This window comes from Cellulomonas sp. ES6 (genome assembly GCF_030053835.1).
In the GTDB taxonomy this organism is placed as follows: domain Bacteria; phylum Actinomycetota; class Actinomycetes; order Actinomycetales; family Cellulomonadaceae; genus Cellulomonas.
Map to the genome: position 1 here is coordinate 175,823 of NZ_CP125655.1, position 22,450 is coordinate 198,272.

A 22,450-nucleotide genomic window follows, 5' to 3' on the forward strand; every position below is an offset into this window, starting at 1 on the left:
CAGGTATCGTCGGCCGGTGCCCATCTCGACCTCCCCTGTGACCCGCATGCACCGCAGCGGCATCCGCACGCTCATGGAGCTGGCGATGCGCGACCCGGAGGCCATCCGGCTGGAGATCGGCGAGCCCGACGTGCCGACGCCCGCGCACGTCGTCGAGGCGGCCGGCCGCGACGCCGCCGCCGGGCACACCGGCTACACGTCCAGCACCGGCAGCCCCGAGCTGCGCGAGGCCCTGGCCGAGAAGGTGCGCCGCGTCAACGGCCTCGACGTCACCGCGGCCGACGTCGTCGTCACGCACGGCGCGATGCACGGGCTCGCCATGGCGATCAACGCGCTCGCCGGGCCGGGGGACGAGATCCTCGTGCCGGACCCGGAGTTCCCGAACTGGCGGATGGCCGCCGTGGCCGCGGGCGTCGGCGTCGGCACCTACCCGGCACGGGCCGCGAACGGGTTCGTGCCGACGCTCGCCGACATCGAGGCGGCGATCACCCCGGCGACCCGCGCGGTCGTGGTCTGCTCCCCGAACAACCCCACCGGCGCGATGTACCCGGCCGAGCTGCTCGCGGGCGTCGTCGAGCTGGCGCGCGAGCACGACCTGTGGGTGTTCTCGGACGAGTGCTACGAGGCCATCACGTTCGACCAGCCGCACGCCAGCCCCGCCGCGTTCGACACCGACGGGCGCGTGCTGACGTTCTTCTCGTTCTCCAAGACCTACGCGATGACGGGCTGGCGCCTCGGCTACGTCGTCTCGCGCGACCCCGGGGTGATCGACCTGCTCGGCCAGGTCGCCGAGGCGACCGTCGCCTGCCCGTCCTCCGTCAGCCAGCGGGCCGCCCTCGCCGCGCTGTCCGGGCCGCAGGACGACGTCGCCGCCGCGGTCGCGTCCTACCGGGAGCGGCGCGACGCCGCGGTGGCGCTGCTCGACGCGCGCGGCGTGCCGTCCGTGCCGCCGCGCGGGGCGTTCTACCTCATGGTCGACGTCTCGGCCGCGACGACCGACTCGGAGGCGTTCGCCCTGCGGCTCCTCGACGAGCGGCACGTCTCCGTCTCGCCCGGCAGCGCGTTCGGCGCCGGGGGCGAGGGCATGGTCCGGGTCTCGCTCGCGAGCGAGCGCACGGCGCTGCTCGAGGGGCTGTCCCGCCTGGCCGACATGGTCGACGCGTGGCAGGCCGTCGAGGTCCCGGCGGCCGTGCGCGAGGCGCTGGACGGAGCAGTCACCGCCGATTCGTAGGATGAGGCGCGTGAGCGCTTCCCCCACCATCGGTGTCCTCGCCCTGCAGGGCGACGTCCGCGAGCACCTCGCCGCCCTCCGCGGCAGCGGTGCCGAGGCCGTGCCCGTGCGGCGCACCTCCGAGCTCGACGCCGTCGACGCCCTCGTGCTGCCCGGCGGCGAGTCCACGACCATCGACAAGCTGCTGCGCGCGTTCGACCTGGACGCGCCCGTGCGGGAGCGGCTCGCGGGCGGCATGCCGGCGTACGGGTCCTGCGCCGGCATGATCCTGCTCGCCGACCGGATCGAGGGCGGCATCGACGGGCAGCGGACCCTGGGCGGGCTCGACGTGACCGTGCGGCGCAATGCCTTCGGCCGGCAGGTCGACTCGTTCGAGACCGACCTGCGCATCGACGGCGTCCCCGGCAGCGACACCGACCCGGTGCACGCCGTCTTCATCCGGGCGCCCTGGGTCGAGGAGGTCGGACCCGCCGCCACCGCCCTGGCCCGCGTGGAGTCCGGGCCCGCCGCCGGTAGGATCGTCGCGGTGCGCCAGGGCTCGTTGCTCGCCACGTCCTTCCACCCGGAGGTGACGGGGGACACGCGGGTGCACCGGCTGTTCGTCGAGATCGTCCGCGACGCCCTGTGAGAGCGGGGCGCGACCCGCTGCCGGGTCGCGCCGCACCGCCGGCCGGGGGAGCGCAGGGACGGCGCGGGATACGAGAGGGAAGCGATGTCGGGGCACTCCAAGTGGGCCACCACGAAGCACAAGAAGGCCGTGATCGACGCGAAGCGCGGCAAGCTCTTCGCGAAGCTCATCAAGAACATCGAGGTCGCCGCGCGCACCGGCGGCGGTGACCCGGCGGGCAACCCGACGCTCTACGACGCGATCCAGAAGGCCAAGAAGACCTCGGTCCCGAACGACAACATCGAGCGCGCGGTCAAGCGCGGCTCCGGTGCCGAGGCCGGCGGCGCGGACTACCAGACGATCCTGTACGAGGGCTACGGCCCCGGCGGCATCGCGGTGCTCGTCGAGTGCCTCACCGACAACCGCAACCGCGCGGCCGCCGACGTGCGCGTGGCGTTCACGCGCAGCGGCGGGCAGATGGCCGACCCCGGATCGGTGTCGTACCTGTTCTCGCGCAAGGGCGTCGTCATGGTCCCCAAGGAGGGCACCACCGAGGACGACGTCATGATGGCGGTGCTCGAGGCCGGCGCCGAGGAGGTCAACGACGCGGGCGACCAGTACGAGGTGCTGTCCGAGGCCACCGACCTGGTGCCCGTCCGGACCGCGCTGCAGGAGGCCGGCATCGAGTACGACTCCGCCGACGTGGTGTTCTACCCGGCCACCCAGATCGAGGTGGACGCCGAGGGCGCCCGCAAGATCCTGCGCCTCATCGACGCGCTCGAGGACTCCGACGACGTGCAGAACGTCTACGCGAACTTCGACGCCTCCGACGAGGTCATGGCGGAGCTCGACGCCGACTGACCCCGCGTGGCGGCCCCCGCGGCCGCGCGCCCGACGACGCCCCGCCCCGCCCCGTGCGCCGCGGGGCGTCGTCGCGTCCGGGCGCCTGCCGGGGCGGCGGACGGATCCGGACGCACCGACACGCCGGGCGTGTCCGCCCGCCCGGATCCGGACGGTGCGTCGGGGGGCTGCGAGGATGGCCGGGTGCGCGTACTCGGTGTGGACCCCGGCCTGACCCGGTGCGGGCTGGGCGTCGTCGACGGGCTGCCCGGCCGAAAGGTGCGGATGGTCGCCGTCGGCGTCGCGCAGAGCGCGGCCACGCAGGACGTCGACCAGCGCCTGCTGGTGATCGCGGCGAGCATCGACGAGTGGCTCGAGGAGCACGCGCCCGACGCGCTCGCCGTGGAGCGCGTGTTCGCGCAGCACAACGTCCGGACCGTCATGGGCACCGCGCAGGTCGCGGGCATCGCGATGCTGGCCGCCGCGCGTCGCCGCATCCCGGTGGCCATGCACACGCCGTCGGAGGTCAAGGCCGCGGTGACCGGCAACGGCCGCGCCGACAAGCCGCAGGTGCAGTCGATGGTGCAGCGGCTGCTGTCCCTCGACGAGCTGCCGCGCCCGGCCGACGCCGCCGATGCGCTGGCGCTGGCGATCTGCCACCTGTGGCGCCCCGCGGGGGCGGTCGGCGCGCCGCAGCGGGCGCCGGGCTCGCTCACCGCCGCGCAGCGGGCCTGGGCGCAGGCGGAGCAGGCGGCGCGCCGCGTCCGCGCCTGACCCCGCGCCCGGCGGGGCGGCGCGTGTCGTTCGTACACGTGTTCGCACGGCCGTGGCAGACTGCACGCCGACGTCCGACCTCGCGGCGTCCGACGGGAAGGAGCCGGTGTGATCGCCTCGGTGCACGGGACGGTGCAGGCCGTGCGGCTGGACGCCGCCGTGGTGGAGGTCGGCGGCGTCGGCATGCTCGTGCAGGCGACCCCGGCCACGCTCGCCGGCCTGCGCGTCGGCCAGCAGGCCACGCTGCACACGTCGCTCGTCGTCCGCGAGGACTCGCTGACGCTGTTCGGGTTCGCGGACGGCGACGAGCGGGAGGTGTTCGAGGTGCTCCAGACGGTCAGCGGCGTCGGGCCCCGGCTCGCGCTGGCGATGCTCGCGGTGCACACCCCGGACGGCCTGCGGCGCGCGGTCGCGGACGAGGACCTCGCGGCCCTCAAGCGGGTCCCCGGCATCGGGCACAAGGGCGCGCAGCGGATCGTCCTCGAGCTCGCCGACCGGCTCGGCGCCCCCGCGGTGGTCGGCGTCCCGGGCGGCCCGGCGGCGGCGGCGCGCCCCGGCGACCGCCGCGACCAGGTCGTCGAGGCGCTGGTCGGGCTGGGGTGGAACCAGAAGGCGGCGGCCGACGCGGTCGCGGGCGTGCTGGAGGGCGGCGACGAGCCGGTCGCCGAGTCCGAGGTCGCGGGCGTGCTGCGCGCGGCGCTCCGGGCCCTGGGCGGTGGGCGTGGCTGACGCGGACTCCGTCGTGCGCCCGGAGGCCGACGACCTCGAGCGGGCGGCCGAGGCGGCGCTGCGGCCCCGCCACCTCGCGGAGTTCGTCGGGCAGCGGGTGGTGCGCGAGCAGCTCTCGCTGGTGCTGCAGGCGGCGCTCGGCCGGGGGCGTGCACCGGACCACGTGCTGCTGTCCGGCCCGCCCGGGCTCGGCAAGACGACGCTGGCCATGATCATCGCGGCGGAGCTGGGGACGTCGCTGCGCGTCACGAGCGGCCCGGCGATCCAGCACGCGGGGGACCTCGCGGCGATCCTGTCCTCGCTCGAGGAGGGCGAGGTGCTGTTCCTCGACGAGATCCACCGCCTCGCGCGTCCCGCGGAGGAGCTGCTGTACGTGGCGATGGAGGACTTCCGCGTCGACGTGGTCGTGGGCAAGGGCGCGGGGGCCAGCGCCATCCCGCTGTCGCTGCCGCCGTTCACGGTGGTGGGCGCGACCACGCGCGCCGGCCTGCTGCCCGCGCCGCTGCGGGACCGGTTCGGCTTCACGGGCCACCTCGACTTCTACGCCGACGACGAGCTCGAGCGGGTGCTGCTGAGGTCTGCCGGGCTGCTGGGTGTGCCGCTCGCGCACGACGCCGCCGCGGAGATCGCGTCGCGCTCCCGCGGGACGCCGCGCATCGCGAACCGGTTGCTGCGCCGGGTGCGGGACTGGGCGCAGGTGCGCGGGGACGGCACCCTCTCCCTCGACGCGGCCCGCGCCGCCCTCGAGGTGTACGAGGTGGACGTGCGCGGGCTCGACCGCCTCGACCGGGCGGTGCTCACCGCGCTGTGCACCCGGTTCGGGGGCGGCCCGGTCGGCCTGACGACGCTCGCGGTGGCCGTCGGGGAGGAGCCGGAGACGGTCGAGACCGTCGCCGAGCCGTTCCTGGTCCGCGAGGGCCTGATCGGCCGGACCCCGCGCGGCCGGGTCGCGACGCCCGACGCCTGGGCGCACCTCGGGCTCGCGGCGCCGGCGCCCACGGACACGCTGTTCGGCTGAGCGGGGAACCCGCCGGCGCCCCCGCTCGTTAGGTGCCCGGGACCGTGGCGCCTAGACTGCGGCCGACGTCAGACGCGATCAGGAGCTGTTTCTCCGTGGACTACTCGTTTCTCCTCATCCTCGCCATCGGGCTCGGGGCGATGTTCCTGCTGTCCTCCCGGCAGCGGAAGGCCCAGCGCCAGCAGCTGAGCTTCCGGGACAACCTGCAGCCGGGCCAGGAGGTCATGACCGGCTCGGGCATGTACGGCACCGTGGTCGAGGTCGAGGACGACGTCGTGACGCTCGAGTCGACCCCGGGCAACCGGTCGCGCTGGATCAAGGCCGCGATCGCCCGCCTGGTCGAGCCGCCGGTCGAGGAGGACGAGGTCGAGGACGAGGACGACGCCGAGTGGCGCGACGAGCCCGGCGCCGTGCCGCCGGGCCTCATCGACGTGCCGGACGACCTGTCCTCGCTGCAGCCGCCGCGCGACGACGAGGGCCCGGACGGCCGCAAGAAGCCGCAGCAGTAGTCGAGGGGCCGGGCCACCGGGCCGGCCGCCCACCACCCGTACCGCCCGCAGCCCGCGGGCGGTACGCGCACGAGAGAAGACGATCCGTTGGCCCCACCCACCCGCCGCCGGCACCCGGCGCGCACCCTGATCACGCTCGCCGTCCTGACCGTCGCGGTCTTCGCCACGATCTTCGCGGGCACGCGCCTCTCCGACGCCACGTGGACGCCGAAGCTCGCGCTCGACCTCGAGGGCGGCACGCAGCTGATCCTCGCGCCGGTCGCCGAGGACGAGTCGCAGGTTACGCAGGAGACCATCAACCAGGCGATCCAGGTGATCCGGCAGCGCGTCGACTCCTCGGGTGTCGCCGAGGCGGAGATCACGAGCCAGGGCGGGTCCAACATCGTCGTGGCCCTGCCGGGCCGGCCGAGCGAGGAGACGCTCGACCTGGTGCGCACGTCCGCCCAGATGGAGTTCCGGCCGGTCCTGACGTACGCCGGGCCGCAGCCCACCGCCGCCGCGACGGCCGACCCGTCGGCGGCCCCGACGGACGGCGCCACGGCGGCCGCGGACGACGCGGCGGCCGACGACGCGGCGGCCGGCAGCGACGCCGAGGAGCCGTCGGACGAGCCGACCAAGGACGCCCCGGACTCCCCGAGCGACGCCGCGTACTACATCACCCCGGCCGTGCAGGCGCGGTTCGACGAGCTCGACTGCACCGACCCCGCGAACCTCACGGGCGGGAAGTCGGGCGACGCCGACAAGGCGCTCGTCACCTGCGACCCGGACGGCACGCTGAAGTACATCCTCGGGCCGGTGGAGATCCAGGGCTCGAGCATCGCGAACGCGTCCTCGGGCCTGCGGGTCAACCAGAACGGCACCGTCACGAACGAGTGGGTCGTCGACCTGGAGTTCGACGGGCAGGGGACCAAGGAGTTCGCGGCCGTCACGGAGCGGCTGCAGGGCCTGACCTCGCCGCAGAACCAGTTCGGCATCGTGCTCGACGGCCTGGTGATCTCGGCGCCGTCCCTCGACCCCGGCGTCGTCATCTCGGACGGCAAGGCGCAGATCTCGGGCTCGTTCACCCGCGACACCGCGACGGGCCTGGCGAACCAGCTGAAGTTCGGCGCGCTGCCGCTCACGTTCGAGGTGCAGAGCCAGGAGCAGATCTCCGCGACGCTCGGCTCCGAGCAGCTCGAGAAGGGCCTCATCGCGGGCCTCATCGGCCTGCTGCTCGTGGTCGTGTACTCGCTGTTCCAGTACCGCGCCCTCGGCCTGGTGACCGTCGCCTCGCTGGTGATCGCGGCGGTCCTGACCTACGGCGTCATCACGCTGCTGTCGTGGACGCAGGGGTACCGCCTGTCGCTGCCCGGCGTCGCCGGCCTGATCGTGGCGATCGGTATCACGGCGGACTCGTTCATCGTGTACTTCGAGCGCATCCGCGACGAGCTGCGCGAGGGCCGCACCCTCGTGGCGGCGGTCGACCGCGGGTGGGAGCGCGCGCGGCGGACCATCCTGGCGTCCGACGCCGTGAACTTCCTGGCCGCCGTGGTGCTCTACTTCCTCGCGGTCGGCTCGGTGCGCGGCTTCGCGTTCACGCTCGGGCTGACGACGCTGCTCGACCTGCTCATCGTCTTCACGTTCACCCACCCGGTGATGCTGCTCATCGCGAAGACGCGGTTCTTCGCGAGCGGCCACCGGTTCTCCGGGCTCGACCCGCGCCGCCTCGGCGCCCCGGACCAGTCCCGGTACGTGGGCCGCGGCCGGGTGGCGCGCGGACCGCGCACCGAGCCCGCGGCCGACGCCGGCACCCCGGACGCCGAGCGGGCCGGGCTGACCCGCCCGGCCGCCGCCTCGACGCTCGTGGCCACGCCCACGGCCCCCGGCGGCACGATCGCCGAGCGGCGGGCGGCCGCCCGCGCCGCCCAGCAGGCGGCGCAGGACGCGCAGGCGGGTGACGCCCCGCCGGACGCGCCGCCGCAGGACAGCCCGGGCGACACCGGCCCCGCCGGGCAGGGCGACGCACGACGGACCGAGGGGAGCGACGCCTGATGGCCGTCAACTTCGCCCAGTGGGGCAACGACCTGTACACCGGCCGCCGCTCGTACGACATCGTCGGGCGCCGCCGCGTGTGGTTCACGATCTCCGCGGTCCTGGTGCTCCTGTCGGCCGTGTTCCTGGTCAAGCCGGGGCTGCAGCCCGGCATCGAGTTCCGGGGCGGGTCGGAGTTCACCGTCTCGAACGCCGCGACGTCCGACCAGCAACCCGCGATGGACGCGGTCGCCGAGGTCGCGCCGGAGGAGGTGCCCCGTGTCACGAACGTCGGGTCGTCGTCCATCCGGATCCAGACGACCGAGCTGACCAACGACCAGGTCGACCAGGTCCGGACCGCGCTCGAGGAGGCGTACGGCGTCACGGAGGACGACGTCGCGAGCTCGTTCATCGGCCCCACGTGGGGCAAGGACGTGTCGCAGAAGGCCGCGATCAGCCTCGTGGTCTTCCTCGTGCTCGTCGCGCTGGTGCTGACGGTCTACTTCCGCAACTGGCGGATGGCGGTCGCGGCGATCATCGCGCTGTTCCACGACCTGATCGTGACGGTCGGCGTGTACGCCGCCGTCGGATGGGAGGTCACGCCGGCCACCGTGATCGGGTTCCTCACGATCCTCGCGTACTCGATCTACGACACCGTCGTGGTCTTCGACAAGGTGCGCGAGAACACCACCGGCGTGCTCGACCAGACCCGCGCGACCTACGCCGAGCGCGCGAACCTGGCCGTGAACCAGACGCTGGTCCGGTCGATCAACACCTCCGTCGTGGCGCTGCTGCCGGTCGCGGGCATCCTGTTCATCGGGGCGTTCGTGCTCGGTGCCGGCACCCTGCGGGACATCGCGCTGGCGCTGTTCGTCGGCATGATCGTCGGGGCGTTCTCGTCGGTGTTCCTCGCGACGCCGCTGGAGGTCGCCCTGCGGGTGCGCGAGCAGCCGATCCGCGAGCACACCGCGAAGGTGCTGGCCGCCCGCGCCCGCGCGGCCGGTGCGACCGACGCCCCCGGCACGGAGGGTGCGCCGGTCGCCGTGGCCCGCGCGACCGGTCAGGTCCGCCCCGGCGGGCACCAGGGTCCCGTTGCCCAGCCCCGCAGGAAGGGACGCCGATGACCGGCCGCCCGCTGGACGCCGTGACGCTGACGGGCCAGGCGCTGGTGGACCGGGTCGACGCGCTGGTGCGCGACGTCCCCGACTACCCGACGCCCGGGGTCGTGTTCAAGGACATCACCCCGCTGCTGGCGGACGGCCCGGCGTTCGCCGCGGTCGTCCAGGAGATGGCCGCCCGCGCGCCCGGCCCGGTCGACCTGGTGGCCGGCATGGAGGCCCGGGGCTTCATCCTCGCGGCACCCGTCGCCGCCGCGCTGGGCGCCGGGTTCCTGCCGGTGCGCAAGGCCGGCAAGCTGCCCGGTCCGACCGCCCGCCGCGACTACTCCCTGGAGTACGGCGCGGCGTCGGTCGAGCTGCACCCGTTCACGGTGCCCGCCGGGTCCCGCGTGCTCGTCGTCGACGACGTGCTGGCGACCGGCGGCACCGCCGCGGCGACCGTCGAGCTGCTGCACGAGTGCGGCGCCGAGGTCGTGGGGCTGTCGTTCCTCCTGGACCTCACGTTCCTCCCGGGGCGGTCGCGGCTGGCGGGTCACCACGTGGACGCGCTGCTCGCCGTGGGCTGACGAGCGGCAGCACCGCGCCGACGCCGTAGAATCGTGCGGATAGGCGGCTCGGCCGAGGCGACCCCCGGCCGGGCGGTGGCACGAGACCGGGACGCCACCACGGCACCGGCGGACGCCGGCGGCGACCGGCACGGGAGGCGCGCATGGCGGACCAGGCACGGACGTCGGTCCCGGACGCACGGCCGGAGGCACCCCCGAGCACGGGGTCCACCAGCCGCGTGCGCTCGCGCCTGGCCCGGTTCGGGCAGGGTCGTGCCGTCGGCCAGTCGCCGGTCATCGAGCCGCTGCTGCAGGCGGTGCGGACCAACCACCCGAAGGCGGACCTCGCGCTGCTGGAGCGCGCGTACGCCACGGCGGAGGCCGCGCACCGAGGCCAGCTGCGCAAGAGCGGCGACCCCTACATCACGCACCCGGTCGCGGTCGCGACGATCCTCGCCGAGCTCGGCATGACGCCTCCGACGCTCGCCGCCGCGCTGCTGCACGACACGGTCGAGGACACCTCGTACTCCCTCGAGCAGCTGCGCGCCGAGTACGGCCCCGAGATCGCGATGCTGGTCGACGGCGTCACGAAGCTCGACAAGGTCACGTACGGCGACGCGGCGCAGGCCGAGACCGTGCGCAAGATGGTCGTCGCGATGTCGCGCGACATCCGGGTGCTGGTCATCAAGCTCGCCGACCGGCTGCACAACGCCCGCACGTGGAAGTTCGTCCCGGCCGCCTCCGCGGAGAAGAAGGCCCGCGAGACGCTCGAGATCTACGCCCCGCTCGCGCACCGCCTGGGCATGAACACGATCAAGTGGGAGCTCGAGGACCTCTCGTTCCAGACGCTGTACCCCAAGGTCTACGACGAGATCGTCCACCTGGTCGCGGAGCGGGCCCCGGCGCGCGAGGAGTACCTGGCCGTCGTCCGGGAGCAGGTCGGGGCCGACCTGCGCAGCGCGAAGATCCGCGCGACCGTGACCGGCCGGCCGAAGCACTACTACTCGATCTACCAGAAGATGATCGTGCGGGGCCGCGACTTCGCCGACATCTACGACCTGGTGGGCGTGCGCGTCCTGGTCGACACGGTGCGGGACTGCTACGCGGCGCTCGGCGCGCTGCACGCGCGGTGGAACCCGGTGCCGGGCCGGTTCAAGGACTACATCGCGATGCCGAAGTTCAACCTGTACCAGTCGCTGCACACCACGGTGATCGGCCCGGGCGGCAAGCCGGTGGAGATCCAGATCCGCACGCACGACATGCACCGCCGGGCGGAGTACGGCGTCGCCGCGCACTGGAAGTACAAGGAGAACGCCAAGAACGCCGGCGGCACGGACACCGACGGCAACGACATGGCGTGGCTGCGTCAGCTCGTCGACTGGCAGAAGGAGACGGCCGACCCGTCGGAGTTCCTCGACTCGCTGCGGTTCGAGATCGCGGACGGCGAGGTCTACGTCTTCACGCCCAAGGGCGACGTCATGTCGCTGCCCGCCGGCGCGACGCCGGTGGACTTCGCGTACGCCGTGCACACGGAGGTCGGGCACCGCACGATGGGCGCTCGCGTCAACGGCCGGCTCGTGCCGCTCGACTCCACGCTGGAGAACGGCGACGTCGTCGAGGTCTTCACGTCGAAGTCGGAGACCGCGGGCCCGTCCCGCGACTGGCTGGGCTTCGTCACCAGCCCCCGCGCGCGCAACAAGATCCGCCAGTGGTTCACCAAGGAGCGGCGCGAGGAGGCGATCGAGCACGGCAAGGACGCGATCGCGAAGGCGATGCGCAAGCAGAACCTCCCGATCCAGCGCCTGCTGTCCCACGAGTCGCTCGTCACGCTCGCGAACGAGATGCGCTACGCCGACGTCTCCGCGCTGTACGCGGCCATCGGCGAGGGACAGGTCTCCGCGGCGACCGTCGTGCAGCGGCTCGTGCACGCCATGGGCGGGGAGCCGGGTGCCGAGGAGGACATCGCCGAGGTCGCCCGACCGGGCCAGACCGCGCGGCGCGTCCGGACCGGCGACCCGGGCGTCGTGGTCAAGGGCGTGGAGGACATCTGGGTCAAGCTCGCCAAGTGCTGCACGCCGGTGCCGGGCGACGACATCATCGGGTTCGTCACCCGCGGCCAGGGCGTCAGCGTCCACCGGTCCGACTGCATCAACGTGGCCCAGCTCCGCATGCAGCCCGAGCGCATGGTCGAGGTCGAGTGGAGCCAGGGGAGCAGCGCGCTGTTCCTCGTGCAGATCCAGGTGGAGGCGCTCGACCGCAACCGCCTGCTGTCGGACGTGACCCGGGTGCTGTCCGACCACCACGTGAACATCCTGTCCGCGTCGGTGTCCACCTCCCGCGACCGGGTCGCGCAGTCCCGGTTCGTGTTCGAGATGGCCGAGCCGTCGCACCTCGCCTCGGTGCTCGCCGCGGTGCGGAAGGTGGAGGGCGTGTTCGACGTCTACCGCATCACCGGCGCCAAGGCGGAGCAGCCGGCCGTCGACGCCTGACCCGGGAGCGACCCGGCGGCGGTCGCGCGGACGACCTCGCCCAGCAGGGCCAGCCCGCGGTCGACCCCGCGGTGCCCCGACGCGGCCGCGAGCCGGGTCCGGAGCCGTGCGGCGTCCACCCCCGCGCGCAGCAGCCCCGGCAGCAGCGCGTGGACCACGTCCGGGGCGTCCCGGCGCAGCAGGTCGACGGCGGTCCGCGCCGGCGACGTGACCAGGACGCCGCCGAGCCGGACGACGTCCCGCGGCCCGAGCGCGGCGCCGTCCACCACCACGGCGCGCGGCGGCGGCGGGCCGCCGAGGTGGACCCAGGCGGCCGCGACCCGCGCCACGACGTCCCGGCGGGCGACCTCCGACGCGAGCGCGGCAGCGCGCAGGGCCGGCGTCTCCGCGACGCCCCGCGGGAGCGCCACGTCGCCGCGCAGCCGCACGAGGTCGCCGTCGCGCAGCAGCACCTGCCACGCCACGTCGCCCAGGTCGGCCCGGCTCACCAGCCCCGGCGCAGCGGCGAGCGCGGCGGGGTGGACGAGGCGGGCGGGTGCGTGCGCGGGGCCGGGCGGGGGGCCGGCGGGCGCATCGTCGGCCTGCGGGACGTCGGGGGCGTGCGGGGTCACCCGACGCAGGATGCCGGTCGCCCCCGTGCACGTCGAGGGGCGACCGGCATCCTGTGGACGGGCGTCAGCCCCGCGAGTCCTGCGCGGCCCGCTGCACCTGCTCCAGCCACGAGCGGCGGGCGTCGAGGGCGGCCTGCGCCTCGGCGACCTTGCGGCTGTCGCCACCCGCCTGCGCCTTCGCGAGGTCGGCCTCGAGCTGCGCGATCGCGTTCTCGAGCTGGGCGGCGGCACCCTCGGCGCGTGCACGCGTCTCCGGGTTGGTCCGGCGCCACTCGGCCTGGTCGGCGTCCCTGACGCGCGCCTCGACGGCACGCAGCCGGGCCTCGACGCGCTGGATGTCGGCGCGCGGGACCTTGCCGGCCGCCTCCCACCGGTCCTGGATCGAGCGCAGCGCGGCCTTCGCCTGGCCGAGGCCCTTCGCCGGGTCGATGGTCTCGGCCTCGACGAGCAGCGCCTCCTTGACCTCGAGGTTCGCGCGGAACTCCCGGTCCGTGGCGGCGTTCACCTCGTCGCGGGCGTGGAAGAACGCGTCCTGGGCCGCGCGGAACCGCGCCCACAGGGCGTCGTCGTCCGCACGGCTCGCCCGGCCGGACGCCTTCCAGCGCGCCATGAGGTCGCGGTACGCACCCGCGGTGGCGCCCCAGTCGGTGCTCGACGCGAGGCGCTCGGCCTCGCGCACGATCTCCTCCTTGGCGGCCTTCGCGCCGGCGTTCCGGGACTCCAGCTCGGCGAAGTAGTGCCGCCGCTCCCGGTCGAACGTCGTGCGCGCGTGGCTGAACCGCTTCCAGAGCGCCTCCTCGGACGTGCGGTCGATGCGCGGGCCGGAGCGCTGCGCGTCCTTCCACTCGTCCAGCAGGCCGCGGAGCTGCTCGCCGGCCGGGCGCCACTGCATCCGCGCGGGGTCGGTGGTGGCGATCTTCTCGGCCCGCTCGACGATCGCGGTCCGGGCGTCGAGCGCCGCCTGGCGGGCGGCGGCGCGCTCGGCCTCGACGGCGGCGCGGCGCTCGGCGGCGGCGGCACGCAAGCCGTCGAGCCGGGCGCGCAGGCCGTCGAGGTCGCCGACGGCGGCGGGCTCGGCGGTCTCCTCGGTGAGCTTCGCCAGCGTCTGGTCGATCTCCTTGACCGCGAGGTCCGTGGCCGTCAGACGCGCCTCGAACAGCGCGACCTTCGCCTGCAGGTCCAGGAACCGGCGCACGTACAGCGCGAGCGCCTCGTCCGCGGATGCGCCGGGGAACTGACCCACGGCGCGCTCGCCGTCGCCCTCGCGCACGTACACGGTGCCGTCGTCGTCCACGCGCCCGAACTGCGTCGCGGCGGCGGCCTCGGCCGAGTCGTCCGGGACCGGCACCGGCACGACGGGCGCGGCGGCCGGAGCCGGGGAGGCACCCGCAGCCGGGCGCGGGCGCGGCTTGAAGGCGCTCGGGAGCGGCGGCCGCGGGGCGGGTCGCGGGGTGGGGGTGGCGGCGGCCGGGGCGGGCTCCTCGGCGGCCGGGGCGTCGGAGGGCTCGGCGTCCGGGGAGACCCCGGCGGTCCCGGGCTGAGCCGGGGGAGCGTCCGCGGCGGGCTCCTCCGGCGCGGGCTCCTCGGCCGTCGTCGCCTCGGTCTCGGTGGCCGCGTCGGGCTCGGTGGCCGCGTCGGGCTCGGCGGCTGCGACGGGCTCGGGAGCCGCGTCGGTCTCAGGGGCCGCGTCGGGCTCCGCTGCCGCGTCGGTCTCCGCTGCCGCGTCGGCGTCAGGGGCCGCGTCGGCGGGCGCGGTGGTGCCGTCGCCCACGCTGTCGTCCTCCGCCGGGGCGGCGGTCGCGGCCTCGGGGGCGGAGCCCGTCTCGGGCGTCTCGGCGGCGGGCGTCCCGGGGACGGCGACGTCGTCGCCGTCCTGCGAGTGCTGCTGCGCGTCGGGCGTCTCGGTCACTGGGTCTCCACTCCCTCGATGGTGACGGGGGTCGCCGGGGCGCCGTCCGAGGCACCTCCGGCCACACCCGCGTCAGCGACTGCCTGCACCACGTCGAGGCCCGACGTGATGCGGCCGAACACGGTGTATCCGCCTGCCTGGTCCGACGGGATCGTCGAGTCCTCGTAGACCAGGAAGAACTGGCTGCCCTGCGACTCCCCGTCGCCGGACTGCCGGGCCATCGCGATGGTGCCGGCGGGGTAGACGTCGTCGTCCGGGGCGTTCTCGATCGGCCCGAACGCGTAGCCCGGGCTGCCCGTCCCGGTGCCGGTCGGGTCGCCGCACTGCAGCACGTAGATGCCGCTCGTGGTGAGGCGGTGGCAGCCGGTGCCGTCGAAGTAGCCCTCCTGCGCGAGGGTCACGAAGTTCGCGACGGCCTGCGGCGCGGCCTGCCCGTCCAGCTCGATGCCGATGTCGCCCTGGTCGGTGCTGATCGTGCCCGTCCACGCGCGGTCCTCCGCGGCCGAGGCGTCGGGGAGCACGCCGCCGTTGCCGGTGCGCGCGGCCGGGGTGGTCGTCTCCGCGGTGGGCGTGCCGGCGGCCTGCGCGGGGGCGTCGTCGCCACCGGTCAGCGCCAGGGCGGCGCCGACGCCGAGACCGAGCACCAGGACCCCGACCACGCCGCCCGCGACGACCTGCTGACGGCGCCGGTGGGCGCGCTTCGTCGCCTGGCGCTGCTGCCACTTCTCGTAGCGGCGCCGCTCGTACTCGCGCTCGCGCTTGCTGGACGGCACGCACACTCCTCGTCGGTCGGTCGGCCGGGGCAGCGCCCCGCGCGCGGACGCAGGACGCCCGCGCCCGCCCGACAGTCTAGGCAGCCGCGGCTGCGGTCGAGTGCGCCCACCGGCCCGTGGCGGGGCGGTGCGGCGGCGCTAGCGTGACCCCGTGCGGATCTTCCCCCTGACGGCCCCGGTGTTCGCGGCCACCTGCTACGTCGTCGCGGCGGACGACGGGAGCTGCGTCGTGGTCGACCCGGGCGGTGGCGTGGCGGGTGCCGTGTCCCGCACGGTGGCCGAGCACGGCCTGCGCGTCGCGGGGGTGCTGGCGACGCACGGGCACGCCGACCACGTGTGGGACGCGGGGCGCGTCGCGACCGCGGCGGGCGTCCCGCTGCGCCTGCACGCGCGGGACGCGTACCGGCTCGACGACCCGGTGGGCACGCTGGGCGAGGGGGCGGCCGGCGTCGCCGACGGCCTGCTCGCGGCGCTCTCCGCCGCGGGGGCGGACACCGCGTGGGCCCGTCCCGGGACCGAGCCGTTCGGCGACGGTGACGGTGCGCGCACGGCGGACGAGGAGCTCGTCCTCGGTGGGGTGCGCCTGGTGGCGCGGCACGCCCCGGGCCACACCGAGGGGTCCACGCTGTACCTGCTGGAGGCGGCCGGGGAGCGGGTCGCGTTCACGGGGGACGTGCTGTTCGCCGGCACGGTCGGGCGCACGGACCTGCCGGGCGGCGACGCGGCGGCGATGGCCCTGACGCTGCGCGAGGTGGTCGCCGCGCTGCCGCCGCGCACGCACGTGCTGCCCGGCCACGGCCCCGCGAGCCGCGTGGACGTGGAGCTGGCGCACAACCCGTACCTGGCAGGATGACGCGCATGGCACGCCCCACCCCCCTGTCCGGCTTCCCCGAGTGGCTCCCCGACGGTCGCGTCGTCGAGCAGCACGTCCTCGACACCCTGCGGCGCACGTTCGAGCTGCACGGGTTCGCCGGGATCGAGACGCGGGCGGTCGAGCCCCTCGACCAGCTGCTGCGGAAGGGGGAGACCTCCAAGGAGGTCTACGTGCTGCGCCGCCTCCAGGAGGAGCCGGACGCGACGGACGCCGACCGCGGCGGGCAGCTCGGCCTGCACTTCGACCTGACCGTGCCGTTCGCCCGCTATGTGCTGGAGAACGCCGGGCACCTCGCGTTCCCGTTCCAGCGCTACCAGATCCAGAAGGTCTGGCGCGGGGAGCGCCCGCAGGACGGCCGGTTCCGCGAGTTCGTGCAGGCGGACATCGACGTCGTCGGCGCGGGGGAGCTGCCCTACCACTACGAGGTCGACCTGCCGCTCGTCATGGCGGAGGCGCTCGGCGCGCTGCGTGAGATCGGCGTGCCGCCGGTGCGCATCCTCGTCAACAACCGCCGCGTCGCCGAGGGCTTCTACCGCGGGCTCGGCCTGACGGACGTCGACGCGGTGCTGCGCGGCATCGACAAGCTCGACAAGGTCGGGCCCGACGCCGTCGCAGGGCTGCTCGTCGCCGAGGCGGGCGCGACCGCGGACCAGGCCCGTGCGTGCCTCGAGCTCGCGGGCATCTCCGGCGGCGACGCCGGGGTGGTCGACCGGGTGCGGGAGCTCGCGGCACGGCACGGCGTGGAGTCCGAGCTCATGGAGCAGGGGCTGGCCGAGCTACGCCAGCTCGTCGAGGCCGCCGCGGTCCGCGCGCCCGGCGTCGTCGTGGCCGACCTCAAGATCGCCCGCGGCCTGGACTACTACACGGGGTCCGTCTACGAGACGGTGCTGGTGGGGCACGAGCAGCTCGGGTCGATCTGCTCCGGCGGCCGGTACGACACGCTCGCGTCCGACGGCAAGCAGACCTACCCGGGCGTCGGCCTGTCGATCGGCGTGTCCCGGCTCGTGTCCCGCCTGCTGACCGGGGGGCTCGTGCGCGCCACGCGCGGCGTCCCGGCGGCCGTGCTGGTCGCGGTGACGTCCGAGGAGACGCGGTCGGCGTCCGACGCGGTCGCGACGGCGCTGCGGGCCCGGGGGGTCCCGGTGGAGGTCGCGCCGACGGCCGCGAAGTTCGGCAAGCAGATCCGGCACGCGGACCGGCGCGGGATCCCGTTCGTGTGGTTCCCCGCGACCGAGGACGGCGCCGCCGACCAGGTCAAGGACATCCGGTCCGGGGAGCAGGTCGACGCCGACCCGGCGGTCTGGGCGCCCCCTGCCGACGACCTGCACCCGCGCGTCGTCCCCGCGGAGGGCTGAGGCCGGCGCGGCCCGGGTCACGCGGTCCGGGCCGCCCCGGGCCCCGGTGCTCAGGCGAGCGCGAGCACGCCCGCGTTGAGCGTCGTCGCGTAGAGCACCCACGCCAGGTACGGGCCGAGCAGCCACGCCACGGCCGGGGAGAGCCGGTGGAACGCGACGACGGTCGCCACCAGCGCGACCTCCAGCGCCAGGATGATCGCGAGCCCCGCGCCGAGGTGCTGCGCCCCGAAGAACACCGGCGTCCACGCGGCGTTGAGGGCGAGCTGCACGCCGTACAGCACGAGGGCGGTGCGGGCGGCGTGCGCGCCGTGGCGGCGCCAGAGCAGCCACGCCGCGACGGCCATGAGCACGTACAGGACGGTCCAGACCGGCCCGAAGACCCAGTCCGGCGGGGTCCACGCCGGCTTGTCGGCCGCGGCGTACCAGCCGTCCACCGCGGAGGCCGACGCGAGGCCGCCGCCCCACGCGACGGCGGCGTTCACCGCCAGCAGCGCGACGAGCACGGGCCAGCCGCGGGAGGCGGGCGCCGCGTCCCGGCCGGTGGTGGCGGGGACGTCGGGGTGCGTCGAGGTCATGCCTCCACGGTCCGTGCGCGCGGTCGCCGGGGCAACCGGAGGACGGCCCGCTGACGACGTGGCGCGGGGCTTGCCAGCGAGTCGAACACGTGTTCGAATCGTAGGGTGCGGTGGGACGGGCAGAAGATCACGACGGAGGCGGACGGGACGCTGCCCGGGCTCGCGCTGGCGGGTCACCAGCGGTCGGTGCGCACCCCCGGGTTCGCGGGCGTGACGTTCCACGAGGTGCACGCGAAGTCGGCGCTCAACAAGGTGCCGGAGTCGTCCGCGATGCCCTTCCGGTGGACCGTCAACCCCATGCGGGGCTGCCTGCACGCCTGCACCTACTGCTTCGCGCGTCCCACGCACGAGTACCTCGGGCTGGACGCCGGGGCGGACTTCGAGACCCAGATCGTGGTGAAGACCAACGTGGTCGACGTGCTGACCGCGGAGCTGCGGCGGCCGTCGTGGCGGCACGAGCACGTGGCGCTCGGCACGAACACCGACCCCTACCAGCGGGCCGAGGGCCGCTACGCCCTCATGCCGGGCATCATCGAGGCGCTGGCGCGCTCGGGGACGCCGCTGTCGCTGCTGACCAAGGGGACGCTGCTGCGCCGTGACCTCCCGCTGCTCGCCTCCGCGCAGGCGGAGGTCGGCGTGAGCGTGGCCGTGTCCCTGGCGGTGGGGGACGAGGGCCTGCAGCAGGCGCTCGAGCCGGGCACCCCCACGCCCCGGGCCCGGCTGGCGCTCGTCCGCGCGGTGCGGGACGCCGGGCTGGAGTGCGGCGTGCTGGTCGCCCCCGTGCTGCCGTGGCTGACCGACTCGACCGAGCACCTCGACGCCCTGCTGGGCGACCTGGCCGAGGCCGGCACCTCCTGGGTGACCGTCATCCCGCTGCACCTGCGCGGGCCCGTGCGGCCCCTGGTGCTCGGGTGGCTGCGCGAGCACCGGCCCGAGCTGGTGCCCCGCTACCAGCGGCTGTACGGCCGCGGCGCGTACGTGCCGGACGAGTACCGCCGCTGGCTGCGCGACCGGGTGCGCCCGCTACGGCGCCGGCACGGGCTGCCCGGCCCCGGGGAGGCGGCGGGGGAGCCGTCGCCCTGGCGCGCGCGGCCGGCCGAGAGCCCCGAGGCGGTGATGGCGGCGATGGCACCCGGCGGTGCGACGGGCGCGGTGCAGCCCGTGCTGTTCTGAGCCCGGCCGTGGCCCGGGTGGGCCGGGTGGGCCGGGCGCGGCCGGGTGGGTTGGGCGCGGCCGGGTGGGTTGGGCGCGGCCGGGTGGGCCGGGGCGGGTGGCGTCGGTACCGGCGGTGGACGGCGGGCGTCCGGGGGGCGTGCGCCTCCGGCAGTAGACTCGCCGGGCTGCTGCGTGCAGCGACCCACCACCTGAGAGGACTTGTCGTGCTGCGCACCCACACCGCCGGCTCGCTGCGGGCCGAGCACATCGGCACCACCGTCACCCTGACCGGGTGGGTGGACCGCCGCCGTGATCACGGTGGGGTCGCGTTCGTGGACCTGCGCGACGCGTCGGGCATCGCCCAGGTCGTCATCCGCGACGAGGCCGTCGCGCACGGGCTGCGCTCGGAGTACGTCCTGCAGGTCACCGGAGAGGTCGGCCGCCGCCCGGAGGGCAACGAGAACGCCCACCTGGCCACCGGTGAGGTCGAGGTCGTCGCCGCGCAGGTCGTCGTCCTCAACGAGTCCGCGCCGCTGCCGTTCCAGGTGTCGTCGTCCCTCGACGAGCCGGTGGGCGAGGAGGCGCGCCTGCGCTACCGCTACCTCGACCTGCGCCGGCCGGAGCCGGCCCGGGCGATGCGGCTGCGCGCGAAGGCCAACCAGGCCGCCCGGCGCGTCCTGGACGCCCACGACTTCGTCGAGGTCGAGACCCCCACGCTGACGCGGTCGACGCCGGAGGGCGCCCGCGACTTCGTCGTGCCCGCCCGCCTGGCGCCGGGCTCCTGGTACGCGCTCCCGCAGTCGCCGCAGCTGTTCAAGCAGCTCCTCATGGTCGGCGGTCTGGAGCGGTACTACCAGCTCGCGCGCTGCTACCGCGACGAGGACTTCCGCGCCGACCGGCAGCCGGAGTTCACGCAGCTCGACGTCGAGATGTCGTTCGTCGACCAGGAGGACGTGATCGCGCTCGGCGAGCAGATCCTCGTCGCGCTGTGGGACCTCATCGGCTACCGGATCCCGACGCCCATCGCCCGCATGACCTACGCGGAGGCGATGGCGCGGTACGGCACCGACAAGCCGGACCTGCGGTTCGGGCTCGAGCTGGTGGAGCTGACCGGGTTCTTCGCCGACACCCCGTTCCGGGTGTTCCAGGCCCCGTACGTCGGCGCCGTCGTCCAGCCCGGCGGTGCGTCGACGCCGCGGCGCGGGTTCGACGCCTGGCAGGAGTGGGCGAAGCAGCGCGGGGCGAAGGGCCTGGCGTACGTCACGGTGGCCGAGGACGGCACGCTCGCCGGGCCGGTCGCCAAGAACATCTCCGAGGCGGAGCGCGCCGGGCTCGTCGAGGCCGTCGGGGCGCAGCCGGGCGACGCGGTGTTCTTCGCCGCCGGCCGCCCCTCGGAGGCCCGCGCGCTGCTCGGTGCGGCACGCCTCGAGATCGGCCGCCGCGGCGGGCTGGTCGACGAGTCGCAGTGGTCGTTCGTGTGGGTCGTGGACGCCCCGCTGTTCAAGCCGACCGGCGAGGACGACGACGTGGCGGTCGGCGAGGGCGCCTGGACGGCGGTGCACCACGCGTTCACGTCGCCGACGCCCGAGTGGATCGACCGCTTCGAGGAGGACCCGGGCCAGGCGCTCGCCTACGCCTACGACATCGTCTGCAACGGCAACGAGATCGGTGGCGGCTCGATCCGTATCCACCGCCGCGACGTCCAGGAGCGCGTGTTCGCGGTCATGGGCATCGGCGAGGAGGAGGCGCGCGAGAAGTTCGGCTGGCTGCTGGACGCGTTCCAGTTCGGCGCCCCGCCGCACGGCGGGATCGCGCTCGGCTGGGACCGGGTGGTCGCGCTGCTGACCGGGGCCGAGTCGATCCGCGACGTCATCGCGTTCCCCAAGTCGGGCGGCGGCTACGACCCGCTCACGGGTGCGCCTGCGCCGATCACGGAGCAGCAGCGCAAGGAGGCGGGGGTCGACGCCCGCCCGAAGCGGCCCGCCGCCGCGCAGCAGGGTGCCGACGCGGAGGCCGGCGCGCAGGACGGGGCCGCCGCGGCGACCGCCTCGGCGTGACGGCGGACGTCGGGGCCCCTGCGACGCTCCCGGCGCCTTGGGCCGACGACCCGTTCCTGCTCGACGACCGACCCCTGTGGTCGCCCGAGCGCGTGGTCGCGCGTGACGGCGCGCTGCTCCTCGTGCAGCGCGCCGTCGCGGCGTCCGGCGCACCGGGGACGCGCACGAGCCTGATCGTGCTCGGGCCGGCCGGCCCGGCGTCGGACCTGCTGCGCGACCACGATGACGCCACGCACGCCGTCGCGTGGGTCGACACGGCGGCGCTCGGGATGCTGCGACCCGCCGAGGTGGCCCGGCTCGGCCTGCTCCCCGCACGCACGGGCTGGGAGTGGATGGTCACGGAGCAGGCGCCCCCGGCCGTCACCGGGGAGGTGGCGGTGCGCGAGCTCGACCCCGTCGCCGACGCGGACGCGATCCGCGCGTGCCTCGCGGCCGCGAACCCGACCACGGACGCTGACCCGGCGGGCCCGGGCGAACGGTGGTGGGGGAGCGGTGCCCCCGACGGCACGCTGGCGGGCGTCATCGGGTCCGGACCGCGCGCGGGTCGCGGTGGCCGGCGCGCCGGTGAGCCCGGATCCGCCGGGTCCGCCCATCTGCACGGCCTGGGTGTCCGCCCCGGCGACCGCGGGCGCGGCCTCGGTGCTGCCCTGACCGCCGCCGCGACGCGCGCGCTGCTCGCCGACGGCGCGGACTGGGTGTCCCTGGGTATGTGGGACGACAACGACGGCGCCCGGCGCATCTACCACCGCCTCGGCCTGCGTACGGTCCACCGCATGACCACCCTCCGCCACCCCTGACCCCTCACCTCCCCGCGCGCACCCCGCCCCGCCGCGACCGTTCGGAGCCTCCGAAGCGCCATCGTGGTGACCCCCGGACCACCTCGATGGCACGTGGGAGCCTCCGACGGGTGCCGGCGGGCGGGGGGTGGTGCAGCGGACCAGTCAGGGCCGGGATCGGGTCCGCTCCACTCAGTCGTCGCCCACCGCCGAGGCGAACCGGCACCCAGTAGTGGGGCGACAGCACTCAGTCGGCACTCAACGAGGTCGGGATCGTCCGGATGGGTGCTCGCATCCGGGAGAGGCTTCCGGGGCGCGCCGCTCGATGCGCGTTCCACGAGGACGGCGGGGTCCCCTCGGCGTCCACCTCGACTCGGAGGCTCTCATGCGCACCACGGTTCGTGCCCTGCCGGCCGCTGTTCTCGCGGCCGGTCTCGTCGTGCTCAGCAGCCCGGCGGCGTCAGCGGCGAGCTCGGCCTGGACGAAGGTGGGCTC

General features: G+C 75.3%; 20 protein-coding genes. 16 read left to right on the plus strand and 4 right to left on the minus strand.

Annotated elements, in window-relative coordinates:
- The first annotated feature begins 16 nt into the window (after positions 1 to 16).
- The 11 genes from P9841_RS00795 to P9841_RS00845 all read left to right on the plus strand — a co-directional run bounded on the left by P9841_RS00795 (position 17) and on the right by P9841_RS00845 (position 11,870).
- Positions 17 to 1,231 (plus strand): pyridoxal phosphate-dependent aminotransferase, encoded by a 1,215-nt coding sequence (locus P9841_RS00795; protein ID WP_283320232.1) that lies wholly within the window; start codon positions 17 to 19, stop codon positions 1,229 to 1,231.
- Positions 1,232 to 1,241: 10 nt separating this feature from the next.
- The gene (gene pdxT / locus P9841_RS00800) at positions 1,242 to 1,859 is read left to right on the plus strand and encodes a pyridoxal 5'-phosphate synthase glutaminase subunit PdxT (protein WP_283320233.1); all 618 of its coding nucleotides are present in this window, start codon (positions 1,242 to 1,244) and stop codon (positions 1,857 to 1,859) included.
- Positions 1,860 to 1,943: 84 nt separating this feature from the next.
- Positions 1,944 to 2,699 carry a YebC/PmpR family DNA-binding transcriptional regulator gene (locus tag P9841_RS00805; RefSeq protein WP_283320234.1) on the plus strand — a complete coding sequence of 252 codons (756 nt, stop codon included), beginning with the start codon at positions 1,944 to 1,946 and terminating at the stop codon, positions 2,697 to 2,699.
- Positions 2,700 to 2,882: 183 nt separating this feature from the next.
- Entirely contained in the window at positions 2,883 to 3,452 is a 570-nt protein-coding gene (gene ruvC, locus P9841_RS00810) for a crossover junction endodeoxyribonuclease RuvC (RefSeq protein WP_283320235.1), read from the plus strand.
- 108 nt (positions 3,453 to 3,560) lie between these two features.
- Positions 3,561 to 4,181 carry a Holliday junction branch migration protein RuvA gene (gene ruvA / locus P9841_RS00815; RefSeq protein ID WP_283320236.1) on the plus strand — a complete coding sequence of 207 codons (621 nt, stop codon included), beginning with the start codon at positions 3,561 to 3,563 and terminating at the stop codon, positions 4,179 to 4,181.
- Entirely contained in the window at positions 4,174 to 5,199 is a 1,026-nt protein-coding gene (gene ruvB, locus P9841_RS00820; RefSeq protein ID WP_283320237.1) for a Holliday junction branch migration DNA helicase RuvB, read from the plus strand. Before ruvA ends, ruvB begins: the two co-directional genes overlap by 8 nt.
- A gap of 95 nt (positions 5,200 to 5,294) precedes the next feature.
- Complete coding sequence (gene yajC / locus P9841_RS00825; protein WP_283320238.1) at positions 5,295 to 5,708, plus strand: preprotein translocase subunit YajC; 414 nt, start codon at positions 5,295 to 5,297, stop codon at positions 5,706 to 5,708.
- A gap of 87 nt (positions 5,709 to 5,795) precedes the next feature.
- The gene (gene secD / locus P9841_RS00830) at positions 5,796 to 7,739 is read left to right on the plus strand and encodes a protein translocase subunit SecD (RefSeq protein ID WP_283320239.1); all 1,944 of its coding nucleotides are present in this window, start codon (positions 5,796 to 5,798) and stop codon (positions 7,737 to 7,739) included.
- On the plus strand, positions 7,739 to 8,842 hold the full coding sequence (secF, locus tag P9841_RS00835) for a protein translocase subunit SecF (protein WP_283320240.1): 1,104 nt from the start codon (positions 7,739 to 7,741) through the stop codon (positions 8,840 to 8,842). The genes secD and secF overlap by 1 nt, the downstream gene beginning before the upstream one ends.
- Positions 8,839 to 9,402 carry an adenine phosphoribosyltransferase gene (locus P9841_RS00840; RefSeq protein WP_283320241.1) on the plus strand — a complete coding sequence of 188 codons (564 nt, stop codon included), beginning with the start codon at positions 8,839 to 8,841 and terminating at the stop codon, positions 9,400 to 9,402. The genes secF and P9841_RS00840 overlap by 4 nt, the downstream gene beginning before the upstream one ends.
- A 143-nt stretch (positions 9,403 to 9,545) precedes the next feature.
- A complete protein-coding gene (locus P9841_RS00845) occupies positions 9,546 to 11,870 on the plus strand; it encodes a RelA/SpoT family protein (protein WP_283320242.1) in 2,325 nt (774 codons plus the stop codon).
- Here P9841_RS00845 and P9841_RS00850 read toward each other — a convergent pair.
- The 3 genes from P9841_RS00850 to P9841_RS00860 form a co-directional block, all read right to left on the minus strand.
- Positions 11,822 to 12,481 (minus strand): hypothetical protein, encoded by a 660-nt coding sequence (locus P9841_RS00850; RefSeq protein WP_283320243.1) that lies wholly within the window; start codon positions 12,479 to 12,481, stop codon positions 11,822 to 11,824. The two genes, P9841_RS00845 and P9841_RS00850, sit on opposite strands and share 49 nt — an antisense overlap.
- A 64-nt stretch (positions 12,482 to 12,545) precedes the next feature.
- A complete protein-coding gene (locus P9841_RS00855; RefSeq protein ID WP_283320244.1) occupies positions 12,546 to 14,390 on the minus strand; it encodes a DUF349 domain-containing protein in 1,845 nt (614 codons plus the stop codon).
- On the minus strand, positions 14,387 to 15,163 hold the full coding sequence (locus P9841_RS00860) for a peptidylprolyl isomerase (protein WP_283320245.1): 777 nt from the start codon (positions 15,161 to 15,163) through the stop codon (positions 14,387 to 14,389). The genes P9841_RS00855 and P9841_RS00860 overlap by 4 nt, the downstream gene beginning before the upstream one ends.
- 151 nt (positions 15,164 to 15,314) lie before the next feature.
- Between P9841_RS00860 and P9841_RS00865 the strand changes: the two genes are divergently transcribed.
- The gene (locus P9841_RS00865; protein WP_283320246.1) at positions 15,315 to 16,016 is read left to right on the plus strand and encodes an MBL fold metallo-hydrolase; all 702 of its coding nucleotides are present in this window, start codon (positions 15,315 to 15,317) and stop codon (positions 16,014 to 16,016) included.
- Between the two features lie 5 nt (positions 16,017 to 16,021).
- Positions 16,022 to 17,392, plus strand: a complete 1,371-nt coding sequence (gene hisS, locus P9841_RS00870) for a histidine--tRNA ligase (protein ID WP_283320247.1) — start codon at positions 16,022 to 16,024, stop codon at positions 17,390 to 17,392.
- Between the two features lie 50 nt (positions 17,393 to 17,442).
- Here the strand turns inward: hisS and P9841_RS00875 are convergent, their stop codons facing one another.
- Positions 17,443 to 17,967 carry a TspO/MBR family protein gene (locus tag P9841_RS00875; protein WP_283320248.1) on the minus strand — a complete coding sequence of 175 codons (525 nt, stop codon included), beginning with the start codon at positions 17,965 to 17,967 and terminating at the stop codon, positions 17,443 to 17,445.
- 105 nt (positions 17,968 to 18,072) lie between these two features.
- On the opposite strand from P9841_RS00875, the gene P9841_RS00880 reads away from it, so the two are divergent.
- The 3 genes from P9841_RS00880 (at position 18,073) to P9841_RS00890 (ending at position 21,976) form a co-directional block, all read left to right on the plus strand.
- Positions 18,073 to 19,140, plus strand: coding sequence for an Rv2578c family radical SAM protein (locus P9841_RS00880; protein ID WP_283320249.1), 1,068 nt, complete (start codon positions 18,073 to 18,075; stop codon positions 19,138 to 19,140).
- Between the two features lie 206 nt (positions 19,141 to 19,346).
- Complete coding sequence (aspS, locus tag P9841_RS00885) at positions 19,347 to 21,179, plus strand: aspartate--tRNA ligase (protein ID WP_283320250.1); 1,833 nt, start codon at positions 19,347 to 19,349, stop codon at positions 21,177 to 21,179.
- Positions 21,176 to 21,976 carry a GNAT family N-acetyltransferase gene (locus P9841_RS00890; protein WP_283320251.1) on the plus strand — a complete coding sequence of 267 codons (801 nt, stop codon included), beginning with the start codon at positions 21,176 to 21,178 and terminating at the stop codon, positions 21,974 to 21,976. Before aspS ends, P9841_RS00890 begins: the two co-directional genes overlap by 4 nt.
- Positions 21,977 to 22,450: the final 474 nt, after the last annotated feature.

Coding starts and splice junctions, on each gene's coding strand:
- hisS (WP_283320247.1), top strand. CDS start 16,022: ATGGCACGCCCCACCCCCCTGTCCGGCTTCCCCGAGTGGCTCCCCGAC.
- secF (WP_283320240.1), top strand. CDS start 7,739: ATGGCCGTCAACTTCGCCCAGTGGGGCAACGACCTGTACACCGGCCGC.
- P9841_RS00875 (WP_283320248.1), bottom strand. CDS start 17,967: ATGACCTCGACGCACCCCGACGTCCCCGCCACCACCGGCCGGGACGCG.
- P9841_RS00840 (WP_283320241.1), top strand. CDS start 8,839: ATGACCGGCCGCCCGCTGGACGCCGTGACGCTGACGGGCCAGGCGCTG.
- P9841_RS00845 (WP_283320242.1), top strand. CDS start 9,546: ATGGCGGACCAGGCACGGACGTCGGTCCCGGACGCACGGCCGGAGGCA.
- P9841_RS00805 (WP_283320234.1), top strand. CDS start 1,944: ATGTCGGGGCACTCCAAGTGGGCCACCACGAAGCACAAGAAGGCCGTG.